Source organism: Rhizobium sp. CF080, assembly GCF_000282095.2.
Lineage (GTDB): Bacteria > Pseudomonadota > Alphaproteobacteria > Rhizobiales > Rhizobiaceae > Neorhizobium.
Genome location: NZ_AKKC02000011.1, coordinates 87,244 through 109,358, shown reverse-complemented (window position 1 = coordinate 109,358; position 22,115 = coordinate 87,244). Strand labels below are relative to the sequence as shown.

The window sequence follows — 22,115 nt, the reverse complement described above, 5'->3', positions numbered from 1 at the left end:
CAGGCAGGATACTGAAAGCTATGTCTCAAACCGTTTATGATGCACTGGTCGTCGGTTCCGGCGCGGCTGGGTCCTTTGCAGCCAAGGAGCTGACCGCTCAAGGTCTGTCGGTCCTTCTGCTGGAGGCAGGGCCCTCGGTCGGCCCGAAGGACTTCGACCCGGCTCGAAAAAAGGCGGCGCAGAAAGACCTCAACATCTGGGAGCGGGCACGAGCCACGGCGAACGGGCAGGCCGTCCAGGCACGCGCGGTTTTCTTCAAGGAGTGGATGAGCCACCTCTTCGTCAACGATCGTCGAAACCCCTACACGACGCCGCCGGATGCTCCGTTCCTCTGGATAAGAGGGCGACAGGCCGGCGGGAGGCTGCACACCTTCGGTCGTGTCCTGCTCCGGTGGAGTGACGACGATTTCAGGCTGCACACCCGGACCGGTCAGGGCGTCGACTGGCCCCTTTCCTATGAGGAACTCGATCCGTTCTACGCCGAGGTCGAATCCTGTCTCGGCCTCTATGGCCAGGAAGACCATGTCTCGACGATGCCAGATGGCATTTATTCGAAGCGGGCAACCCTCACGCCGGCCGAGGAATCGTTCAAGGCAGCCGTTGAAGGGCGATGGCCCGAACGGCGCGTCGTCTCTTGGCGCTATATCGCTCCGGAAGCCGAACGTATCCCCCGCGCCCTTCGTGATGCACAGTCGACCGCCCGCTTCGCCATCCGCTACAATGCAGTTGTGCGTCGGATCACCACCGATACTCGGACGGGGCTGGCCACGGGCGCGGAATTTACCGACAGCGTCACCGGAAGAACGGAAACGGTCCAGGCTTCGAACGTGGTCGTCTGCGCCTCGCCGATCGAGAGCATCCGGCTTCTCCTGAACTCCGCCTCCCCCCGGCATCCGCAAGGCCTTGGCAACAGTTCGGGGACATTGGGGCGTTACTTTATGGACCAGCTGCCATGCCTGGCAATGGGTTCCTTTCCCCCGGCCCCGGGATGGATGAAGGATGATTCCGCGCCGGCAGACCCGTTCTACAATGCCTCCGGCGGCATCTTCATCCCGCGGTTCGAACCTTCCGGGGACGGAGAGCAAAGCGGTGACTTCGCTTATCAAGGGGCTGTCGGCAGGGCGCCTGTTTCGAATAATACGCCGGCTCGCATGGCGTTTTTCGGCTACGGCCAGATGCTGCCCCACGCCGATAACCGCGTGACTCTGGATAGCCGCAAGACGGACACCTGGAACATTCCCGTTCCCCATATCCGCTGTGTCATGGCGGCCGGAGAGCGTGAGCTCCTAGCCAAGCAGGAAGAGACCCTGATCGAAATCGTCAGGCAAGCCGGTGGCGACCTTGAATTCATCGGATCGCCGCTTGGCCTCAAGGAACTGGGAAGGGGCGCTTATCCGAATGCTGATGTCATCAGTCGCCTGATGTTTCGAAAGATGTTCCATCGCAGCATGTCGATGGGTGCCGCCATTCATGAGACCGGAGGCGTGCGTATGGGAGCATCGCCTGAGACATCAGTCCTGAACGCGTGGAACCAGAGCTGGGATGTCCCCAATCTCCTCGTTACGGATGCGAGTTCCTTCCCTACGAGCGGTGTCGCTGGAACGACTCTCACGGTCATGGCCCTCACGACGCGCGCTTGCCGCCGCCTTGCACAGGAATACCATGCCCGTCGAGGCTAGGACGCATGCATGCCAGCGGAATGAAAAGGGCTATTGAAGCATTCCCGCCTCGAGTGCTGCGGACAGAAACGTCTCCCGTGCCGCTGCCGCGTCTATTTGCCTGCGCAAGGCAGCCGAGCAGACCTCGGTTGCCGTTCTGTAGCGCTCGTTGCGCGCCGCTGGCCATTTGTTGGTGAGATAGATCAGGGCCTCTGCGGGAGTTCGAATAATCTCCGGAGACCTTCGCCCTACCGCTACGATCACCGGCTCGGGCCAGTTCGGATCGCTTTTCACCCGTTTTTTCATGCATTTCCTCCGCCTGCGGGTCAAACCTTGCAGATCCGATAGTGGCACGGCTTCCGCCGTCTATCTATTCGACCCGCCTTACCTCATTGGGAGTAGAACATCACAGCTTGTGATCGCCGGCAGGCACCACAGCATCTTTCTTTTGCGCTAGGATGCACTAGTTCCCCTTTCCAATCCAACCCCTGCGCAGTGAATGGCCACCCCTGAAGACAGCACCAAGAACCCGGACGAACATGCCCCCAGCGAGCCTGCGCAGGTGACTGAGATCAAGGAAGCACCAGAAGGCTCGACAAGAGCGGACGAGCGTCATCAGGAAAGTTCGGATTCGGGCAAAGCCGCAGACGAGCCGAAGGCGAACGGGAACCCCGCTCCGGCTTTTGGGCAAAGCGGAGAGGCCATTCGCGAACTGCTGGCCGCACTCCGCCATGATCTCCAAACTTTATGGCGATCGGGTTCTCTGCGGATGATGAACACGGCCTCGGCACTTCGGGAGAAATACGCCAGACCGAAAGAGCCTGGATCGAATCCAGCTTTGGGGACAGCGGCGCAACGCCTTTCAGCCCTCCCCGGCAAAGCCATGTCCAGCATGGCCACCCTGCGGCGCTGGAGATTATTCTCCAGGCGGAACCCGTCGTCAAAGCGGCGGTCATGGCTATCGGTGGCAGCATTCGCATCAATCGCCTGCGCCCTTGTCTTAGGCGGTGTTCTGATATGGGCGCTAAAGGACGTGCCATGGCGAGAGATCGCCGCGGGCACGCTGAAGCCGGTTATCGTGCTTGAAACGGCGGATGGCGCGCCGCTTGTCCGGCAAGGCCCCTATCAAGGGCCGCATGCGGCTTACGGCCAATTCCCGCAATCCCTCATCGACGCCGTCCTGTCGATCGAGGACAGGCGGTTCATGAACCATTACGGTATCGACCCGCAGGGTATCGGCCGTGCACTGGTCCGGAATTTTCGAGCCGGCTCGGTCGTGCAGGGCGGAAGCACGATCACCCAACAGCTGATCAAGCTGCAGTATCTGGAAAGCGACCGGACGCTGAAACGGAAGATCCAGGAAGTGGTCATTGCGTTCTGGCTGGAATGGAAGCTCGGCAAGCAGGAAATCCTGACCCGATACCTCAACGCCGCCTATCTCGGCTCGGGCGCGACCGGAATGCCGGCCGCCGCGCGGATCTATTTCAACAAGGAGATCGGCGACCTCAACGTTTCGGAGTCGGCGCTGCTCGCCGGTCTCCTGAAGGCGCCGAGCCAGCTCAACCCGATCGACAATTTCGAGGGTGCCCGGCAACGCACGGCAACAGTGCTTGCCGCGATGGTCGATAACGGCAAGCTGACGCCAGACGAAGCCGCGGCCGCCAAGGCGGAATTCGGCAAGCTTCGCCCGACAACGCCGACGCCCCGCTCAGGGAGCTGGTTCGCCGACTGGATTTCGCCGCAGGCAAGCGAGATTGCCGGCGCCTCTCCAGGTTCGACGACGGTGCGCACGACGCTGGTGCCGCGCCTGCAGCGCCTTGCCGAAAGGGTTGTTACCAAGGCTCTCGATGAAGACGGAAAGGCGCTCGGTGCAAGCCAGGCGGCGCTGGTGGCGATGACACCCCAGGGCGCAGTCGTGGCCATGGTCGGCGGCCGCGACTACAAGACGAGCCAGTTCAACCGCGCCGTCACGGCGATGCGGCAACCGGGCTCCACGTTCAAGCTGTTCGTCTATTATGCGGCGCTGAAAAAAGGGCTGACCCTTTCCGATCGCGTGCTCGACGCCCCGATCGAGATCGACGGCTGGTCGCCCGAAAATTCCGGCGGCAGCTACCGCGGCTGGGTCACATTGGCGGAAGCGTTCGCCCGTTCGCTGAATGCCGCAACCGTCGCCCTGGCGCAGGAGGTCGGGCTCGACAACGTCGTCGCGGCCGCCAAGGAGCTCGGCATAGACACGGCTATGGCGCCGACGCCATCCCTGGCGCTCGGAACATCGGAGGTCAACCTTCTCGACCTGACCAGCGCCTATGCCTCGGTTCGCCTCGGAAAGGCGCCAGTCGAGCCATGGGGCATCCTCGACTTTCAGGCAGCCGGCCAATCCCAGGCTTTCAGGGTGGGCGAAAAGACATCGCCGTCCATCGATCTCTCGCCCTACCAGTCCGACCTCCTCGGCCTGTTGCAGCTCGTCGTCGAGCGCGGCACCGGCCGGGACGCAGATCCCGGCACGTTTGCGGCCGGCAAGACGGGCACCAGCCAGAACAATCGCGACGCCTGGTTCGTCGGCTTCACCGAGCCGCTGGTCGTCGGAGTCTGGGTCGGGAACGACGACGACACGCCGATGAAAGGCGTGACGGGCGGCTCCCTCCCCGCTCGCATCTGGCGAGATTTCATCCGCGCCGCGATGGCCGAGCCCGCTCCCGGTCTTGATCTGGACAAGGGTCTGGCGACCGGCGGTCGGGAACCTGCTCCCTCCTGCAATATCACCGCCTGCTCCCGCAGCTACCGATCTTTCCGAGCCTCCGACTGCACCTATCAACCTTTTCGAGGCGAGCGCAGGCTTTGTGAAAGGTGAACGCGTGCCTCGGGGCGGTGGCAGAACCGTGTCCAATCCACCATCTTGCCATTCAAAACTCAAGCATTCTAAGGCCCGTACAACACCCGATGGTCTGCGGCACCGGGATTTGCACCCGCTCGCCTCGTAATCTCGACAGGACCGAACACTGGTGGTGGCAGTGGGGGGCGTACGGGTCTCAGTGTGCATTTTCCCTGATAACGCCCATTTACAGGGAAAACGCAAGATTCGGACGTTCTGCGCCGATTAATAACCGGGATTTCGCAGACGATTCAGATCTTTGCGGATGAAATTCCCTAAAACATTAACAGGGAATTCGTGGGGGGCACATCAGGGAAAGCACATAGTATCGGGCTGGTTCAATCCGACCTTGATTAATGTCGCCGGTACTGCGCGAGGGAAAGTGTCTAAATCAGACCGCCGCTATGCCCCAAAGACCATCGCGGAGGCCTAGTAAAGCATGCCGACCCCCAAGGCACCGGGGTCCTATTGCTTTGCCCTATCCTGTGCGAGCCCAAGACGCTGTCGATACGCCTCCGCCTTTGCACGCAACGAGATTGAACATGATCAGGTGCGCTTGGTCCTCGTCGCGGCTGGGCATAAATGAAATAGGAGATTTCAACGAAAACCGCACGAGCACGATTGCCCGTTGAATGAAGCTTTGCTAGAGCAAGCCGCATTCGTGGAACGGCATGTGATTGCTGCCATCACGTTGGGGCGTCGCCAAGCGGTAAGGCAACGGTTTTTGGTACCGTCATCCCTGGTTCGAATCCAGGCGCCCCAGCCACTGTTTTTGGGTCCGTTCTGGACACATAGGTTACGTTTTATTCCTGAGACATAGGTAACAACTTTCGGGCCGAAAGGGTTCGGCAAAGGTTCGAGCCTACATGTCTCGTCATCGTATCCCAGGTCGTAATCCATGAAGCTTGCGAGCCAGATGCGGTCTTTGACCGGTTTGATGCCGACGGCCTGGCCTGCGAAGACATGGCTGAGATTGATTTTCGTGCGCTTGTAGCAGATGCGGTTGCATGTGGTGACGATGACCGTCTGATCGTGGAATGGATAGTCCAGATCCGGCAGGCCGCGATAGGGTCGCGGTGAAGCGTCGTAGCGTTCTGCCGGGCAAGCCATGCCGAGCCCCTGATGGGGCCGCTCGGTCTCGAATTCCTCGACGAAGTCGTCGAAATTGTCTCCGGCCGGCTTGGTTGTCTCAAGTTTCAGTGTCAGATGCATGCGCTCATGGCGGCCGTTCTGCTGCGGGTTGCCCGACTTGATGCGCTCGATGCCGATGCCGAGCCTGAGCCACCACACCGCCAGCCGCGACAGATTGAACAGTCCGTTTGGGCCGGCGAAGGGTACGCCATTGTCGGTCCTGATCGCCCTGGGCAGACCGAACTCCTTGAAGGCGCGCTCGAACACGGTGAAGCCGTAGACTTCCTTGGTCGTGTAAAGGGCTTCGCAGGCCAGGAGATAGCGACTGGCGAAATCGGTGATCGTCAGCGGGTAGCAATAGCGTTTGTCGGCGAGCGTGAACTCACCCCTTGTAATCGGCGCACCAGAGATCGTTGGCCTGGCCGGGATTGGAAAGCGTCGTTCCTTCAGCCCTGTTGCGCCGCCGCTTGCGGCGCGTGACCAAGGCCCCGCTCGATATACTTGCGCACCGTCTTGCGGTCGATGCCTGTTTCTCTGGAAATGGCTGACACCGTCAGGCCCTGCTGATGCAGATTCAGGATCATGATCGTCTCCCTCAGCTTGATCACCAACATCCCCTTCGGAAAGAGTATCGGCGACGACGCGCCACCGGGGAAGATTCAAACGGCACTAATGGGGAGTATTGCTCCGGTACTGACATCAGGCTGGATGGCACATGTCCAACAATCTCGTCGTCCCAGAAAACATCACCATCCTGCCACTCCCGCCCAAATCGCCGGCAGCTCATGAGGAACAACTGGCTCTCAAACCGCGTCTTCAAGTCCTACGAGGATATCGTCGACCACTGCTGCTATGCTTGGAAAACACTCCAGGACCCGGAAGATCATGTCGATTAGCCGATACCAACGGGCGAAAGGGTTCTGATCAATGAGGGTTGGTATACCCCTTAAGAACGGCCAGACAATCGAAGCGCTTAGGGTTGCCGTGGCCCTAGCATTTGATCTAGGACAGCACCGCAACTACAAGTTCGCGAGATGCATGCTGGCATCCAAATGATTAAAGGAAGAACAAGCAGTTCAATATTATCGAGACGGCTTATGGACTGACCGCTCCGCTTCGGGGAAGAAACTCGCTAAACAAAAATAATGCGAATAATAACAAAATACCGAAAAGCAGTAAAATTAACAAAAATACCAATATGTATATTATTTTCTTAAGTAAGTCATTGAGCACCAACAGATGCCAATAACCGATTTTAATAAATATAATCAGATAATTTCAAAAAAAAATCACAAAAAGGAATAAATTTAACCTCGACTTCGCCCCACGACCACAAGTTATACACATAAGGCGCCGCAGAGAGCTTCATAATCCAATAAGTTGCACCGCGCCCCAAAGGGAGGGTTGATTTGCTGTCCACTTTAGGTTTCAACATATCCGGCCACGGGCCAAACCAAGCGCAATGAAATTTCGCGAAAGAATTGGACACAGGATAAGGCTATGAGCGATCAGAAAACTGTCAACATCTTTATTGGTTACGATTCCAAAGAAGTGGTAGCTTACCACGTTTTGTCTCAAAGCTTAATAAAGCACTCAACACTTCCGCTCAAAATAACGCCGATAGCTCTTCAGCATATGCAGAATATTTTCAAAAGAGACAGAAACAACCTCCAATCCACTGAGTTCTCATTCAGCCGCTTTTTGACTCCTTATATTTCGGATTATGAAGGATGGTCAATATTCATGGACTGCGACATGCTTGCCAGGGCCGACATCGCGGAACTTTGGTCGCTAAGAGACGACAATTATTCTGTAATGTGCTGCAAGCATGACTACCAGCCTAAGGAGGATACAAAATTTCTGGGGCAGGTGCAGACGAAGTACGAAAAGAAAAATTGGTCAAGCGTTATGATGTTCAACAACAAGCGCTGCCAATCTCTCACACCTGAATATGTCTCCACCCGAACAGGCTTGGAACTTCATCAATTTAAGTGGCTGGAGGGCGATCATCTAATTGGCGACCTCCCGTTGAAATGGAATCATCTTGTGGGAGTTTACGACCATGACCAGAATGCCGCCTTGGTTCACTACACAGAAGGTGGCCCCTATTTCAACGATTATGCCAATTGTGATTACGCGGACGAATGGAGATCTCTTTTGGGGGAAGCCAATTTCGTCGCGCAGAGAATTTGATTCGCGAATTGAAGAGGAATAGATGTTTCTCTCACGCATATGGGGCCTCAAGCCGTTGAGGCATGCGGTCGTCACAACGTTTCATCGTGATGGATACGAAGCTTATGGCAGGCGGTCTATTGAATCGTTTTTGCGTCACTGGCCCAAAGACGTCACTCTGTTCGTCTATGCAGAAGACGTTGAGGTGGAGCAACAAGACCCTCGTGTAGTTGTGTTGGAGCAAACGGCATCTCTTCCGAAGCTCCTCCAGTTCCGAAAGGAATTCGGAAGAAATCCTTTCGCGAACGGCACTGACCCCCATGGAAAAGGCGGGGAGAATAACTTTCGCTGGGACGCGGTTCGTTTCTGCAACAAGGTTTTTGCCGTAACGGACGCGATTATACGGACGCGGAACCAATACGATCAATTGGTTTGGCTGGATGCGGATACAGTCACTCACACCGACATTCCCCTTTATTTGCTCAATAAACTGGCGCCCCGGAATAGTCAGCTCTCGGCCTACTTAAACCGCAAGAGTTATCCTGAATGTGGGTGGGTGGGTTACAACCTGAAACACCCTAAAATACTAGAATTTACTGACCGCTTTGAGCAGATGTATTTGACCGGCAAGTTCTTGGAACTCAAAGAGAGCCATGACAGCTTTGTATTTTGGCATATCGTAAAAGAGATGGAACGAAATAATGAGGCGCAGTTTAAATACCTTGGCTCCGATAGCGCCACAGGCCATATCTTTATCAACAGCGTCCTCGGTGGTTACCTCGACCATCTAAAAGGCGACCGGAAAGAAGAAGGGAAAAGCCGTCAAAGCGATCTTTATTCTTCTCGAAAGGAGAAATGGTGGCGGTAATCGGCCCTGAGCGGTGCCGATTCCGGTTCTTGAAACGGCCGGCTACCAACGTCCTTTTAGTTATTCTCTTAGTCGTTGCTTACCGGAAATCTAAAGTACGGATTGAAAGCGCGACGTTAATTTGAAGCGGAGTCTTCATTCATTGAAACTCTGCCTGCTCGCCGTCGGTATGGAGTTAATCTGAAAAATGAATATAAGGCAGGTTAGCCGAGAGCGAAACGACCTTCACTTTTGGCAGATTTTGGTCGTGTGCACGGCTAAAGAGTTTGAAAATGATGGGGAAGATCTGGTTCGATCTATGGAGATCAATTCTCCCGACACTCGAATCATCGTTTGCTTGGTCGACGCTGACGCCTCAGCACGCGAAAGATTATCTGGTTTAGCCGCTAAGCTTCTAAGCGTGACTTTATACGAGCTTGAACTCTCCCGCAGTTCCTCCCCGCTGGCCTTGCAGCGTTATATCATAGCGAAAAACGTGCTCGCACTGACAAAGATCCCTACCTTGCTACTGGATGTGGGATCATTGGTTTACCGTGATCTGACCCCTCTTCCTGCGGAACTGCAGAAGTGTGACTGCGCGTTAAAACTTACATTCAACAAAAAAAAGCGTTGGGAACGCGTTTTTCCCAAGTCATTATGGCTCGCGCCGAATACTCGAACCGGATGCTTTTTAGAAGAAGTCATTTCTCACCTCCAATCTTGCACCGGCGGAGATATTACGGAAAAAGATGAGCGGCGAGCTCTGTACTCCAGCTTACAGAACTGCAGGAGTTTCATCAGATTGGCCGCTTTGCCAGGAAAGTATGCAGACCGGAGCCACAAATCTGGAGCGTATATCTTCTCTCCACTTGATCCGGATAAAAAGGAAGGTCCGCGAACTGCTGAAATTCGGCGAAAATTAAGGGATCGGTTTGAACAGCCGCCGACACAGGTAATTTTCTTCCCAAAGCAGGACGTTGGCACCAAGAGAAACCTTAAGAATAACTCATTTAAACGGAGAGTTGATCGGATTTCTCGGCCAGGCAGAATGTATTGGCGCCATATGTCTCAGCTTATTGCCAAGCTCGCTGACGCCGAAGGAGAAAATACACGAATTGTAGCTCTGCCACAGTGGGAAATAAACGCGGCGGCGGTCAACACTTTTGCAGAAGCATCTGCGGTCTATCTGCCTCACATGATAAGACGACAACTTGGCGGCACCAATACGCTATATTACATGCAGGAACTGCTACCTGATTTATTCACGGCGGACGCGGATGGCTGGGGGGCTTCCTCCAGCCTCTATGGGCGGAAAGATTTTGAGGCACATCAACTCGACGATCGTGTGGAAGATTTTATCGCCAAAATACGTAAAGAAAGGATAACAAAAGCCCCCCAGAAGAAAGCTTCGAGCAAAGACCTGTCAGAGATCGAATTACTTGCCCCTCTTCAGGTCCCTGGAGACGACGCATTGATCTACCACGGCGCCGTCACCCTTGAAGACTATGTTGAAACGCTTGCCACTTTTGCGGAGCGGGAAAAAACCAATGTGGTATTTCGAAAACATCCATATGATGAAACGAGCCTTTTTGAGGATTCGCGAAAGCAGTATAGTTCAAATTTTGTCAAATTTAGCGTGGGCGGGCACATTCATGATGCATTAGCAAAAGCAAAAGCCGTTGCCATCATCAATAGTGGGGTAGGCTTTGAAGCAATGATCTACAATAGGCCGGTACTGTCCTTTGGACGATCGATCTATGATTCTGCAGTAATAAATGCCAATCGACAGAACTTTTCCGCTTCTTATGCTAAAGCAATTGAAGAAAATGAAGACATCCGTTGGGAACGTTATCTGCGATTTATATCGTGGTACGTTTTCCACGCGGGATACAAGCTCCACGAAGAAAAAATCAACCTTGAGTTGGATCGTACGGCGCCTCCGAAATGGGGAGAGAACCCGATATATGATAACCTCGCGCTCGATGAGACAGCAGCATGGCGCGGCGTCAATTTGCAGAAGGCACCTGCCGGATACCCGCTTAAGGAACTGCGCGCTCAGGCTCGTTATCTAATACGTCGACTTCAGAAGACAGCAGGAATATACAAAAGGCGGATTAAAAAGCGCTCCTTCGATCACCTTAGTTCGGGTGTTAAGGCGCCTTGGATTTCTCGGTTCGATGAAGGTTATCTCCGGGGCAAGACGGTTGCCTTAGTCGGGAATGCCTCGTCGCTGAAGCAGACCAATTTGGGAAGCGAAATTGACGCCCATGACATAGTGATACGGATGAACTTGGGTTATCCGCTGACTGTATCAAAAACGCCTCAAGGAACCCACCTTCCTCCAGAATTTATACACGGGACATTTCTGGACGGCAAATCAAGCGGCGCTGAGCAATTGGTACTGCTGAAACCGGACACTCCTGAGGATGTAGCCAATGCCTTTACGAGTGTTGCTGCGACGGGGCGAAGAACCGACATCTGGTCTTGTTCGACAAGCGACCGAGAACGACAGCTTTTCTACGCTCCCTTGTTCGATTGTCGAACTGTTGCATGTCATCCTGCTTTTGAACACCTCTCGCCTTGGTTGATCTTAAATAGGAAGATTTTCAAGCTGCCGGCGTTTATCTACCGGGAATTGCGAGATGAATTTTCGATCGAACCTACATCAGGCCTCATATGGATTGACTATCTCAGACGTACTCAACTCGCTTCCCTTACCATCTATGGGTTTGATTTCTTCGCTTCGGGGCACATTGTTCGGAGAATGCCAAATCTTCTTCAGGCTGAGGGAAAATGGCCACATGACCCGCAGGCAGAGAGAGACTATGTCTTCGAAAAAGCCCTTGCAAAAGACGCAAGAATTAGACTCGTCTCCAGCGTCAGCAATAGTGACCCATCCATTGTAACGTAGTTTCGAGGATCAATCGATGAATATGCAGCACGCCGAAAATGGTCCCGTTAATGAGACTACGCGCGACGAAGCTACCGAAAGTGGCCCCAGCTTGAAGCAATACGATAAAGTTTTGAAAACTCTTGAGCATAGAGTTGCGAAGCTTGAGAAGGGGAGCGCAAATATCAGAATCCTGGCTCTGGATAGAGCTGTGCAGGAAATGGTCCAGGAGCTTTTCAGCTATATCACGCCCGCCGACCCCGTGGGTCTCGCCTTCGAACGGGTAGGTCGCGCTTATGATGGCGGCTACATCATGGTTAAACATGAAGCCAAATCGAGGACTGCATATTCACTTGGAATCAACCGCGACGTCTCGTGGGACTTAGCCATGGCAGAACGCGGATACGATGTTTATCAGTATGATCACACGATCATCAAGCTTCCTGTAAACCATCCCAGGTTCCACTTTAGGCGACTTGGTATAACAGGCATGTCTCTAGTTAACGACGAGCTTTCCTCGCTTGAAATAGAGATAGCCAACAACGCTCACAGCGAGCATCACGATATGATATTAAAAATTGATATTGAGGGGCATGAATGGGATGTTTTCAACGAAATACCAGAAGAAGATTTGTCTCGGTTCACCCAAATTTTGATCGAATGTCACGGCTTTAGCAAAATGCACAAGCTGTTCTGGTATCGCAAAGCACGACAAGCCCTTCAGAGACTGGCGACGTCTCATCAAGTTGTGCACGTTCACGGAAATAATAATAGCCCTATGGTCGTCCTTGGAGGAGTTGCCGTTCCTCAAACGCTGGAATTGACGTGGCTTCGGCGTGATATTTGTGAGTTTGCGCCCTGCACTCGAAATTTTCCTACGGATTTGGATCAGCCAAATAATCCGAATTATGCAGATCATCGGCTTGGTCGATTTTCTTTTTTTTAAAGGGCGGCGCTACGTTTCATTCAGCGAGAGCTAGGACTGGTGGGTACAAAGCTTCCGAAACGATTTCACCTCAATTCCTGATTACAGAGATCTAGGATCGGAAAGAGAGGCACAGGGAGATGAATGTTCAAGACCTAATTGAGAGTTTGCAAAATGCGAAAGGGCCAGATCGGCGGCTCGACGTAGCCATTGCCTTACTCGTGGGATATCAGCGTGTCGAAGTACTTGACGGTGAGGGAGAGCAGAGAACGCGGCTTTTGTTTCTAGCCCCATCAACAAACGATCCCGCGAAAGTACCTGACTATACAAGATCGATTGATGCCGCATATCGACTAGCGCAGACTCTTGCTCCATCTCATTCGGGAGGTTGTAGTTGGGAGGACGGCATGGGAAGTGCCAGAATAAGCGACGGCCCCTACTGCCAAGCGGCAAACCCCGCGATCGCCCTTTGCGTCGCAACCCTGAGTAATATCTAGGAGAATGAATCAAAGATGCAAATACTGGAACTTCCTGCCTCTCGCTGTACGATGCGTGTCAGAACGTCGGGAAGCAATGCCTGAGGATCGATATAATTGAGCTTCGCCGAGCGGCCCGGTTACAGAAGTAAAAGACAGTGACGCGCCTTCGCCGCGAGCAAACGACAAAATGTCAATCGGCGTCCAAAAATTTGCATGCCGAAACACATCGCGAGACCAACGACGGCGGCGCTCCACAGACGTGATGACTTCAATCCGATCCTTCGTCATAAGGCTACGGCTTTCTGTCAATCTGCGGAGAATGTTGATCCCTCTGGTGGGTGATTTACGTAAGCGGTGTCCAAGTCGCACCTTGACCGAGTTGCTCGAAGATTGCTGCTACAACGGGACGGTTGTCCCCGACTAATGACGGTCATCAGCTTCGGAAACAAAGTCACCAGGTAGATGGCTGAATATTAATCTTACCATTGTCGCGTACATCGCTCAGCCTTGGCGGCTTTTAAACGCAAGATGCCTGATGTCCTGAGATAGCAAGATCACCAAGCCGTAAATGGCAGCGGACTGAGTCAGCTCTTTTAGGGTCACATTGGGTGGTTGTTGATTGATATGAAAGATCGAACCGACACAGGCGATGAGGGCCAGCCAAGCTAAAGTTTTGAATGCCAGCCGGGCATGTCGAGGCGCATCCGTTATCACGGGCGAGTGATAACTGCTCCGGCTGACCAGGAATGTTGCGACATACAGCAACAGGAACAACGCATATTGCACGTATAGGGCTGTTTTAACTGCATAGAAATTAAAGAGAAACGCACCAGCGGCGTTTAGTACGAAGAGTGCAGCGTGTACCGAGAAGAGAAGCCCGATACGTCTTTTTCCAGAATTTTCGAGTGCGTGCATGACAGCCCTATCCCCGGCATCGCCCCAGACATTTAGTCACAATGCCAGCACTCCGCTAGTGACGGGTGAAGGATAGCATTAAGATTTTCTCATCGTACAAGAGCCGACAGGAGCATTTAGGGATGTATCACCAGAGCAGTAATTCCACGGCAAGAGACGCGCAATCTGGCTCTGCTTGTGGCCATCAACGATAGCGGTGAGCGTGCTGGTCAAGTAAGCAAATGGGTCGACAGCGTTGAGCTTGCAGGTCTCTATGAGGGGCGATGGCCGCCCAGTTCTCCGCTCCGGCGTCGTGCCCGGCAAAGAGAGCATTCTTACGGTTCAGGGCTATCGGTCTGATGGTTCTCTCGACGGTGTTGTTGTCGATCTCGATGCGACCGTCAGTCAGGAAGACGCAGAGCCCAACCCAGTATCTGGCGACATAGGCGAGAGCTTCGCCGAGCGGCGACTTGCCAGCGACATGGGCACGATGATGCGTGAGCCAGGTCCGCATGTCTGCGATCAAAGGCGCTGACCGTTCTTGCCTTCCGCCCAACCGAGCTTCAGGGTCAAGGCCGCGCAGCTCGGCTTCGATGCGATATAGTTCACCGATCCGCTTCACGCCTTCCTCTGCAATCGGCGCGGAGCCGGTGCGGGTGATCTCGACCAGCTTGCGCCGTGCATGCGCCCAACAATAAGCAAGCCGGATGTCAGGACCGACGCGGTCCGGTGCTACTAGCCGATTATATCCCGCGTAGCCGTCGACCTGAAGGACGCCCGTGAACCCTTGCAATATCTGCTCGGCATGCTGCCCGCTTCGACCGGGGGGCATAGGTGAAGGCGACGCCTGGCGGCGCACCTCCGCCCCAAGGTCGGTCATCGCGAGCCAAGGCCCAGAAATATCCGGTTTTGGTTTTGCGGGAGCCGGGATCGAGGACCGGCGCACGAGTCTCGTCCATGAACAGCTTCGTCGAGCGCTTCAGGTCGGCGATCAGAGCATCAAGGACCGGACGCAGTTCGAACGCTGCCCGGCCGACCCAATCGGCAAGCGTGGAACGGTCGAGATCGATGCCCTGTCGGCTCATGATCTGGGCCTGACGGTAGAGCGGCAGATGATCGGCGTACTTCGACACCAAGACATGCGCTATAGTCGCCTCGGTCGGCAATCCGGCGTGGATCAGTCGGGCAGGTGCTGGTGCCTGCGCTACGCCGTCGGTGCAGGAACGGCACGCATATTTGGGACGGCGGGTGACGAGGACACGGTACTGCGCCGGAACGACATCCAGCCGCTCGGACACGTCCTCGCCGATGCAATGCAGGCCGCCGCCACAGGAGCAGATTAGGCTTTCCGGCTCGATGGTCTCCTCGACACGAGGAAGGTGTGCGGGAAGAGAGCCGCGATTGGCGGCGCGAGATTTGGGGTTCGGTTTGCCCGAGGGACTGTCGGCTCCATCTTCGGCATGTATGGCCGCTATGGCTGTTTCCAAGTCCTCTAATGCGAGATCGAATTGCTCGGGATCAGCCTTCTCAGACTTGCGGCCGAAGGCAGCCTGCTTGAAAGCGGCGACCAGCTTCTCCAGCCGTTCGATCCGATCATCCTTGCGGACTTCACGCGCTTGCGCCTCGATCAGCATCGCCTTCAGAGCAGCAATATCGTCCGGCAATTCGGCGGCTTCCAACATGGTGGAAGTCTATCAAATTCCGGCTCGGTTCTCCGTCAAAATGTGCCGCCCGAGTCATCGTGACGCACCTATTCGATGGCGTTAGGCGCTCTCGCCTCAACCGAACGGACCCGACGCCAATCGAGGCCCGCAAACAACGCCTCGAACTGGGCATGTCCCAGGGTCATCATGCCGTCTCGGATATCTGGCCAGGTAAACGTGTGCTCCTCCAGCCGCTTGTAGGCCATCACCAGCCCGCTGCCATCCCAATAGATCAGCTTCAAGCGGTCCGCCTTCCGCGACCGGAAAACGAAAACCGCCCCGGTAAACGGGTCCTTGTGCAGCTCGTTCTTGACCAATGCCGCCAAGCCATCATGGCCTTTGCGGAAGTCGACGGGCTTGGTCGCCACCATGATCCGAACTCGGTTCGATGGAAAGATCATGCCGGGACCGCTAAGGACCGCGCAACAGCGGCGATCCGAGCGGCCGACGCGCCTTCTTCCAGACGGATTGTGACAGCGCCGACGATGATCTCGGGACGGCTGGCTTTCTTGATCGGTGGCTCGGAAACGGGTGGATCAATGATCACGGCTGCGAACTCCAACGCATCTTCCGGAGCAGGCAGAACCAGCTTGCCCTGCCGCGCCATTGTCCGCCAAGTTGAGAGGTGGTTCGGCTTTAAGCCATGTCGCTCGGCGACTTCATTCACCAACGCGCCCGGACGTAAGCTCTCCGAAACGATCTGCGCCTTGACCTCGTCCGGCCAATTCCGATGCACCTCACGTCCAGACTTCCTGGTCGTGAGAACCTCCAATGTACTCTCCATGGAGAAACTCCCGTTGCTCGTCCAAGCAAAGGCGATCACAGATCAGAGCGGCGGGGACAACGTGGGAGCGGAACACCGGTTACTGATTTACGGCCATTGTCTCGGGATGTTCTCTTGGCCACGCCAAAGGCAATTGTCCCCTGCCGGGCAAATGGCGCTTTTGGTCCTACTTACGGTCACACCAAGCTCAGCAACCCAAAAGCCTTTGGCCGATCTAATGAAGACCCGATTGATGGCATTTCTCAAAGACTAAGCTTGGAACTCGATGCCCGGCGCTGGGCCAGTTAGCTCTGGAGATTAAAAGTGTGGTTGGAGGCTAAAAAAGAGTGATTGATGAAGGGCTCCACGACGCAGGCCGTTTTCTTTAAGCTCCGCTCCGGAATAGCGACATGGAGTTTCCAATGAACGATTTGATCCCCAGACGGCGTTTCCTCCAAACAATTGGCGCTGCTATCGCGACGCCAATTGGATGTACGCGAACAACATCCGTGGAAGATGAGGAATCTAGGCCGCTCCCTAACACTGATTTTTCAGAGACGTCCGCCGACTTTGTCTCGGGAACGCTGCCCTTCGATACGATGAAGCACTTCACACGCGCGTTCATTCCATCCATCATAAAAATTGTTTATATTTACGGCTACTACGAGGCTGGGGACTGCCCCGCCTTTGCCCTGTTTCGCCTAACTGCTCCACCCTCGCCAATAGAACCATGGCACAAACAGACAGTCGATGGTGGCTGGTGGAGCTATACCAACGCCGCTAACACAAACGTCCGCATGTTTGGCGCGAGGGGCTTAGCAATGCCAGCGGACGCGTCGATCAACCGGACTGCGATCCAAAACGCGATTAATTTTAAATATACAAAGGGTGGCGGGGTTGTTTACGCGGAGGGCTTCTTTTTTATTGACGATACGATTTATCGGCCGTCCTCAGTTCGACTTCAAGGAAGCGTCCGTCACAGCGTACTCCGTGAATATGGTGACACGACAAACGGGGTTGCTCATCCAATTTCCGGCACCACCTTCCACACATCTGGGGCAGGCATCCCTCGCCTCTGGACTGATGAAAGCGGAAACGGTTCTGACGCGCTATTGCGACCACTGATCGCCGAACTCGGTGAGAATGGAGGAGTAGTAGACATCACTCTGCAGACGACTCGCGATGCAAGCTCATGGGATATCGGTTTACATATCTGTGGCGTATCGCGGGGGTTCTACAGCCGCCTAGATATTCGAGGTGCTTGGCGCAAGTCGGCCTGTCGAATGGATGCTACTTGGGGCCGCGACAACCCACGCATGATGGCACTTTCCCATCTGCCGACCTGGTTCGATAGGGATTACGCTGCCATCTATGATTATGGATTGACCAACAACCTCTTCGATTTCTGCCGTTTTGAGGGCGCTTGCGCCTTTATGGTGGAGAGTGGCCCAAATAGAGCTTTTGCGGTGAACGGCATTTCCGATACGCAATTGCGCGCATGCGAGTTTTATCACGACAACAGCGCCGAGACGCGTCGTTACCGCGAGACAGATGGAGCACTTATCCGGCTGAACTATCGGCTACACACGCGGATCAGTGCTCAAGGCCTCTCTTTCGAAACCTGCCGCTATGACGACTCAGGAATCTGGGTTTTTGATATCGATCACTGGTCGAACCTCGACGCAATAGGCGGGAGGCAATTTGCAGAAACCTCTAATGCGTGGTTCTCCTATCAGACTGAACAGGGTGTGCCAGAATACAGGGCTCGAGGTCGAATCCGCACGACTATCAACACGACGAGAAATCGGGGAGACATGCTGCGCTTCAACGGGGAATTTTTCTGCAACATTTCAGCCGTGGCAGCCGACGACGACGACAACGTAAGGCCACGGGACTGGATACCGCGTGCGGAAGCGGGCAAGCGGATTGAATTCGTCGGACCGGGTATAAACAATACGTTCGATTTTCTCTCGGACGGAGAAAATGGAGCGGTAGGATTAGTCCTGCGCTCTTGGCGTTCCGAAGGACGCATTACGCTTCAGAGTATGGATCGCAACCAACTCAATTCGTGGGGTTATTTTGCCGCCAATGAAAATCTCTGGGGCACAGCTTATGATCAGAGATGGAGCGCCGGCGTGGTTACCTTTTACCGCGACGATTTGGCGTTCCTCGCCTTCAACGGCACCAATTTGATCTCAAAACCAGTCTACGACGACACGACCGCAGAGGGAGCTAATATCTCCGTCACGTCAGACGGAAGGTTGCGACGGACTTCCTCAGCCCTGAAATACAAGAGGAATATTCGCAATATCCCCTCCGATCTCTCAGATAGAATCATGAGGTTGAGGCCGGTGTTATTCAACAGCACCAACAAAGGCGACGACCCGGAAAAGGACTTCTTCGGTGCGATTCCCGATCAGGCGGCGGAAATCGGATTAGATGTTCTCGTGAGGCGCACCCCGCCTACAGAAGAAAACCCGCAAGGAGACATCGAAGATTTTGACTATGCGCATGGGTGGCTGCTCCTTCTCGACAAGGTAGCTAAGGAGTTTGAGCAGATCGATGCACGGCTTAGGGCACTGGAGAACCGTGCTTGATCTACTTCGTCTTAGCTATTCATGGTTGCTCACGCCGGCTACGCGCTTCTCTGAGACAAAATTACTATTTGCGGAAGGATCATGGAGCGGGAACGCAGAGGACAGCTCAACTTTGGCGATGAAGAATTAGCAGGCTCTATGTAGGCCTTTTGCAATCACCACCTATGCTCTAGAACTCATCATTAGATTCCCACCGCCACTGCTCGAAGCGTCCACCCATGCCAATTCTCAGTTCTGATGTAAAACCGGTGCTCGTTGCGATAGGGGATAGCCATTCTAAATTTTGGAGCGGAATTGACAGTCAGGCAAAAGTTGCCCGCGGAACATTCCCCAATGTTGATGTGCTTCATCTTGGCCCCGTCACAGCCCACAACATCAACACGTTCGGCACCGGGACCAAGGGGAAAGAGCGACTAATCGCCAAATTAAGCCGTCGTACGAGAAGTGTCGACGGCTTCATTGTATGTATGGGTGAGATAGACTGCCGTACCCAAATTGTGAAAGCTGCAATTAAAAGCAGAACGTCGTTGGATCACGCCGTTGAGGAGACAGTGCATCGATACTTCCAATTCTTAGACTGGCTTTATCAGGCCTATGCTAAACCCATTTTGATTTGGGGTCCGACAGCGACATCTCCCATAGATACTAAAAAGTCCCATGCAAATTTCCCACGCATAGGCTCTGTGATTGAGCGTAACTACGCTACTCTGCAGTTCAACAAATTAGCAAGCGGATTGGCAGAAACGCGAGAAAACTTCGCTTTTGCTACCATATTTAATGACATGATCGCTCCTGATGGGTTGAGTTTACCGCACTTCTTTTATGATAGCATTCACGTTAGCCGCGTTGCTCTTGGACTTGCCGTAGAAAAAGCGAAAATGGCGTTGGCCGCGAATAACTTAGCACACCTTGTCGATGCGTTTGATCCTTGGGCGGTTTCCCAGAACATTGGATTCACTAATGTCGCGGAGGGCCTATCCCCTATTATAGTGTCGGGCCCAGAAAAAAGAACAGAGAAACCTTTAGGAATTTCTCGGCATAAGGCCCCCCTATTTACATTGGAGAACAAGGCTGAGTTACACGTCCATCTCAGAGACCACTATATCCTTAAATCAGTAGAACTTTGCCTTAACGAACCTTTGCCTAAATCTGTGTCGATCGAGTTATATCGAGGCGACGACGGTTGTGAATCTGAGTTAGTATGGCGAGGAGACGCCGTTCCGACCGGCAAAACTAGTGTTGTGGTTAAGGTCCGAGACGATAGCCCGATCAAGCTTTTGAAGGTTACCGGTGGAGCCGATGCGGTCACGGTTAACGAACTCAAGGTTATGGCGCGATCATTTATCTTGTGACCCGTTCTAACCCTATGCATAATGACGGATCGTCACTTGAGGGGGTGAAGGCGGACATCTAAATGCTATGTGCCGTCCAATACGTGTTCGCACCGATTATGTCATAGGCACTCAGCTAAAACAGCCGCGGCTTTTCCCCCCACGACCAATTTGCAAATCTCACCAAGTTGCGTATTCCTGTTTTTGTGGTCGCGTCATGGAGAGGCCGTTGGAACAAGAACATCTTAAGCCGGTTTTCGCGGATCGGATTGCACGAATTAGGCTAGCCACGAAGAAATCGCCTGTCTACCGCGCAGCTTTGTCTATTAAGCCGCTACCAGCCGGTAGCACCCTTATCCTCGCGGGCGAGCCTTCGACGTTCCGTGCAGCTATCCCTCTTTTGCTACAAAGCGGATATCGCATCGCTAGTGCGTTGTCGCCGCGAAATGTGGATATGGGAATTAAGGAGATTCCCATCGTGAGCCGAGATCACTACTCCAGCAAGCTGCCATACCCGGTAGTTTTCTCGGGTTCACCAAGGAAACACCAATTTTCATCCAGTTATGAATTCGGCCAAACGCTTCGCTGGCTAGATACTCATCTGGTCCCGAAGCAGAATAGTCGGTTAGCTGACCCCAAGCTCTTCCTCCGACATAGCGAAGAGATCGTAACAATGTACGAGCTGTTGGCGGACGAGGACTCCAGGGCTACCTTTCGATCAATACTTGCGTCCCGCCATTATAATGATAATGGATACCTTCGAATTTCAGCCTACCAGGAATACCGCCACCCCTTGGTAAAGGTCATACCCGGAGATGTTGTAGTCGATGCGGGTGCCCACGTAGGCAAAGTTGCTCGATCGTTCGCTAAGGCGTGCGGGCCTACTGGCGCGGTTTATGCTTTCGAGCCCGATCCTGCCACTTTTGCTGAACTTACCCGTCGCAATAAGGATCTACCAAGGGTGCAGACGGTAAATGCGGGGGTTTGGGACTCATCCACGACTTTATCATTCAGCAACGAAAGCGGTTCGAGTGCCGGTCACGCGCTTAATGAGGACGGTCCAATCAAGGTCTCGGTGGTATCCCTTGATGATTTTTTCCACCAGCCTGGTCGGCGACCGCCTACAATAATGAAATTCGACGTCGAAGGATCTGAAGCGGCTGCCCTTGCGGGCGCAGAAGGGATAATAAAAACCTACAAACCTCGGCTTATGGTGAGCGCATACCACAGGCCCAAAGATCTTTGGGAACTTATATTCCAGATTAAAGCAATTCGCCCTGATTATCAATTCTATCTTGGTCACCACAACTTTTATCACACGGAAACAGATGTCTACGCGGTCTAATCGAGACAACTTATGAATATTCAGACCATCATCGATAATCTAGTAAAGGCAAACGGTCCCGACCGGAAGCTTGATTTCGCGATAGCATCTTTAGTTGGATACGAACGGAAAAATGTGTCAACAGATGGCCTAGGAGAACAGGGCGCCAGGATAGTCTACGTCCGGCCGCCCTCAGACGAACCGGTGAAGGTTCCGGATTTTACACGATCGATTGACGCTGCTTATGCACTCGCGCAGGTTATAGTTCCATTGCACGTTGGTGCATTTACTTGGCGAGGTAATATCATCCGCGCGAAAATCAACGATGGGCCAGCTTGCGATGGGGCTACCCCGGCGTTAGCCCTATGCATCGCCGCATTGAAGCATAAAGCAACTTTCGGATAACTGCCGCGCTGAGGGTCGCATCGATTGGCCGATCTTTGGCTGTGACAATCGGAAAAGGACATGCTCCTTAGAAATAAAGGGAGCGCTTAGTCGATGCGCTGGAGACATCGAACAATTTGCCGCC

General features: G+C 53.9%; 14 protein-coding genes, 1 tRNA gene and 4 pseudogenes. 12 read left to right on the top strand and 7 right to left on the bottom strand.

Translation table 11 applies throughout. From position 1 onward, the window contains the following. Positions 1 to 20 precede the first annotated feature (20 nt). A complete protein-coding gene (locus PMI07_RS24545) occupies positions 21 to 1,679 on the top strand; it encodes a GMC family oxidoreductase (protein ID WP_037088169.1) in 1,659 nt (552 codons plus the stop codon). A gap of 30 nt (positions 1,680 to 1,709) precedes the next feature. Here PMI07_RS24545 and PMI07_RS24540 read toward each other — a convergent pair whose 3' ends face one another. After that, positions 1,710 to 1,964, bottom strand: a complete 255-nt coding sequence (locus PMI07_RS24540; protein ID WP_007754206.1) for a DUF982 domain-containing protein — start codon at positions 1,962 to 1,964, stop codon at positions 1,710 to 1,712. 265 nt (positions 1,965 to 2,229) lie between these two features. On the opposite strand from PMI07_RS24540, the gene PMI07_RS24530 reads away from it, so the two are divergent. Next, a complete protein-coding gene (locus PMI07_RS24530; protein WP_245277231.1) occupies positions 2,230 to 4,509 on the top strand; it encodes a PBP1A family penicillin-binding protein in 2,280 nt (759 codons plus the stop codon). A 713-nt stretch (positions 4,510 to 5,222) separates the two neighbouring features. Further along, positions 5,223 to 5,296, top strand: a tRNA-Gln gene (locus tag PMI07_RS24525). Positions 5,297 to 5,333: 37 nt separating this feature from the next. Here PMI07_RS24525 and PMI07_RS36070 read toward each other — a convergent pair. Then, positions 5,334 to 6,133, bottom strand: a pseudogene (locus tag PMI07_RS36070) (DDE-type integrase/transposase/recombinase); the annotation flags it as partial. Beyond that, positions 6,132 to 6,269 (bottom strand): annotated as a pseudogene (locus tag PMI07_RS35090) (helix-turn-helix domain-containing protein); the annotation flags it as partial. The pseudogenes PMI07_RS36070 and PMI07_RS35090, both read right to left, overlap by 2 nt. Positions 6,270 to 6,361: 92 nt before the next feature. Here PMI07_RS35090 and PMI07_RS35820 point away from each other — a divergent pair. The 5 genes and pseudogenes from PMI07_RS35820 to PMI07_RS24495 form a co-directional block, all read left to right on the top strand. Beyond that, a pseudogene (locus tag PMI07_RS35820) lies at positions 6,362 to 6,585 on the top strand (IS630 family transposase); the annotation flags it as partial. Positions 6,586 to 7,161: 576 nt separating this feature from the next. Then, the gene (locus PMI07_RS24510) at positions 7,162 to 7,854 is read left to right on the top strand and encodes a hypothetical protein (protein ID WP_007754217.1); all 693 of its coding nucleotides are present in this window, start codon (positions 7,162 to 7,164) and stop codon (positions 7,852 to 7,854) included. Between the two features lie 22 nt (positions 7,855 to 7,876). Continuing rightward, a complete protein-coding gene (locus PMI07_RS24505; RefSeq protein ID WP_007754220.1) occupies positions 7,877 to 8,701 on the top strand; it encodes a hypothetical protein in 825 nt (274 codons plus the stop codon). Between the two features lie 187 nt (positions 8,702 to 8,888). Further along, positions 8,889 to 11,591, top strand: a complete 2,703-nt coding sequence (locus PMI07_RS35435; RefSeq protein WP_007754222.1) for a glycosyltransferase family 29 protein — start codon at positions 8,889 to 8,891, stop codon at positions 11,589 to 11,591. A 16-nt stretch (positions 11,592 to 11,607) separates the two neighbouring features. Beyond that, on the top strand, positions 11,608 to 12,516 hold the full coding sequence (locus PMI07_RS24495; protein WP_007754226.1) for an FkbM family methyltransferase: 909 nt from the start codon (positions 11,608 to 11,610) through the stop codon (positions 12,514 to 12,516). A gap of 959 nt (positions 12,517 to 13,475) precedes the next feature. Here the strand turns inward: PMI07_RS24495 and PMI07_RS24490 are convergent. The 4 genes and pseudogenes from PMI07_RS24490 to PMI07_RS24475 form a co-directional block, all read right to left on the bottom strand. Continuing rightward, positions 13,476 to 13,889, bottom strand: a complete 414-nt coding sequence (locus PMI07_RS24490; RefSeq protein WP_007754229.1) for a hypothetical protein — start codon at positions 13,887 to 13,889, stop codon at positions 13,476 to 13,478. 78 nt (positions 13,890 to 13,967) lie between these two features. Continuing rightward, a pseudogene (locus PMI07_RS24485) lies at positions 13,968 to 15,550 on the bottom strand (IS66 family transposase). A 68-nt stretch (positions 15,551 to 15,618) separates the two neighbouring features. After that, positions 15,619 to 15,972: an IS66 family insertion sequence element accessory protein TnpB gene (tnpB, locus tag PMI07_RS24480; protein WP_037088158.1), complete on the bottom strand. Its 354-nt coding sequence runs from the start codon at positions 15,970 to 15,972 to the stop codon at positions 15,619 to 15,621. Next, entirely contained in the window at positions 15,969 to 16,355 is a 387-nt protein-coding gene (locus PMI07_RS24475) for a transposase (protein ID WP_007754236.1), read from the bottom strand. The genes tnpB and PMI07_RS24475 overlap by 4 nt, the downstream gene beginning before the upstream one ends. A 401-nt stretch (positions 16,356 to 16,756) precedes the next feature. On the opposite strand from PMI07_RS24475, the gene PMI07_RS24465 reads away from it, so the two are divergent. The 4 genes from PMI07_RS24465 (at position 16,757) to PMI07_RS35080 (ending at position 21,991) form a co-directional block, all read left to right on the top strand. Further along, positions 16,757 to 18,931, top strand: a complete 2,175-nt coding sequence (locus PMI07_RS24465) for a tail fiber domain-containing protein (RefSeq protein ID WP_024164107.1) — start codon at positions 16,757 to 16,759, stop codon at positions 18,929 to 18,931. Positions 18,932 to 19,149: 218 nt separating this feature from the next. After that, positions 19,150 to 20,283, top strand: coding sequence for a hypothetical protein (locus tag PMI07_RS24460; protein ID WP_007754239.1), 1,134 nt, complete (start codon positions 19,150 to 19,152; stop codon positions 20,281 to 20,283). A gap of 208 nt (positions 20,284 to 20,491) precedes the next feature. Further along, positions 20,492 to 21,607 (top strand): FkbM family methyltransferase, encoded by a 1,116-nt coding sequence (locus PMI07_RS33800; RefSeq protein WP_197032560.1) that lies wholly within the window; start codon positions 20,492 to 20,494, stop codon positions 21,605 to 21,607. Positions 21,608 to 21,619: 12 nt separating this feature from the next. Continuing rightward, entirely contained in the window at positions 21,620 to 21,991 is a 372-nt protein-coding gene (locus PMI07_RS35080) for a hypothetical protein (protein ID WP_155956633.1), read from the top strand. Positions 21,992 to 22,115 lie beyond the last annotated feature (124 nt).

What these genes read in the sequence shown, in the direction of transcription:
- PMI07_RS24545 (WP_037088169.1), top strand. Translation starts at nt 21, where the DNA reads ATGTCTCAAACCGTTTATGATGCACTGGTCGTCGGTTCCGGCGCGGCT.
- PMI07_RS24540 (WP_007754206.1), bottom strand. Translation starts at nt 1,964, where the DNA reads ATGAAAAAACGGGTGAAAAGCGATCCGAACTGGCCCGAGCCGGTGATC.
- PMI07_RS24510 (WP_007754217.1), top strand. Translation starts at nt 7,162, where the DNA reads ATGAGCGATCAGAAAACTGTCAACATCTTTATTGGTTACGATTCCAAA.
- PMI07_RS24505 (WP_007754220.1), top strand. Translation starts at nt 7,877, where the DNA reads ATGTTTCTCTCACGCATATGGGGCCTCAAGCCGTTGAGGCATGCGGTC.
- PMI07_RS35435 (WP_007754222.1), top strand. Translation starts at nt 8,889, where the DNA reads ATGAATATAAGGCAGGTTAGCCGAGAGCGAAACGACCTTCACTTTTGG.
- PMI07_RS24495 (WP_007754226.1), top strand. Translation starts at nt 11,608, where the DNA reads ATGAATATGCAGCACGCCGAAAATGGTCCCGTTAATGAGACTACGCGC.
- PMI07_RS24490 (WP_007754229.1), bottom strand. Translation starts at nt 13,889, where the DNA reads ATGCACGCACTCGAAAATTCTGGAAAAAGACGTATCGGGCTTCTCTTC.
- tnpB (WP_037088158.1), bottom strand. Translation starts at nt 15,972, where the DNA reads ATGATCTTTCCATCGAACCGAGTTCGGATCATGGTGGCGACCAAGCCC.
- PMI07_RS24475 (WP_007754236.1), bottom strand. Translation starts at nt 16,355, where the DNA reads ATGGAGAGTACATTGGAGGTTCTCACGACCAGGAAGTCTGGACGTGAG.
- PMI07_RS24465 (WP_024164107.1), top strand. Translation starts at nt 16,757, where the DNA reads ATGAACGATTTGATCCCCAGACGGCGTTTCCTCCAAACAATTGGCGCT.
- PMI07_RS24460 (WP_007754239.1), top strand. Translation starts at nt 19,150, where the DNA reads ATGCCAATTCTCAGTTCTGATGTAAAACCGGTGCTCGTTGCGATAGGG.
- PMI07_RS35080 (WP_155956633.1), top strand. Translation starts at nt 21,620, where the DNA reads ATGAATATTCAGACCATCATCGATAATCTAGTAAAGGCAAACGGTCCC.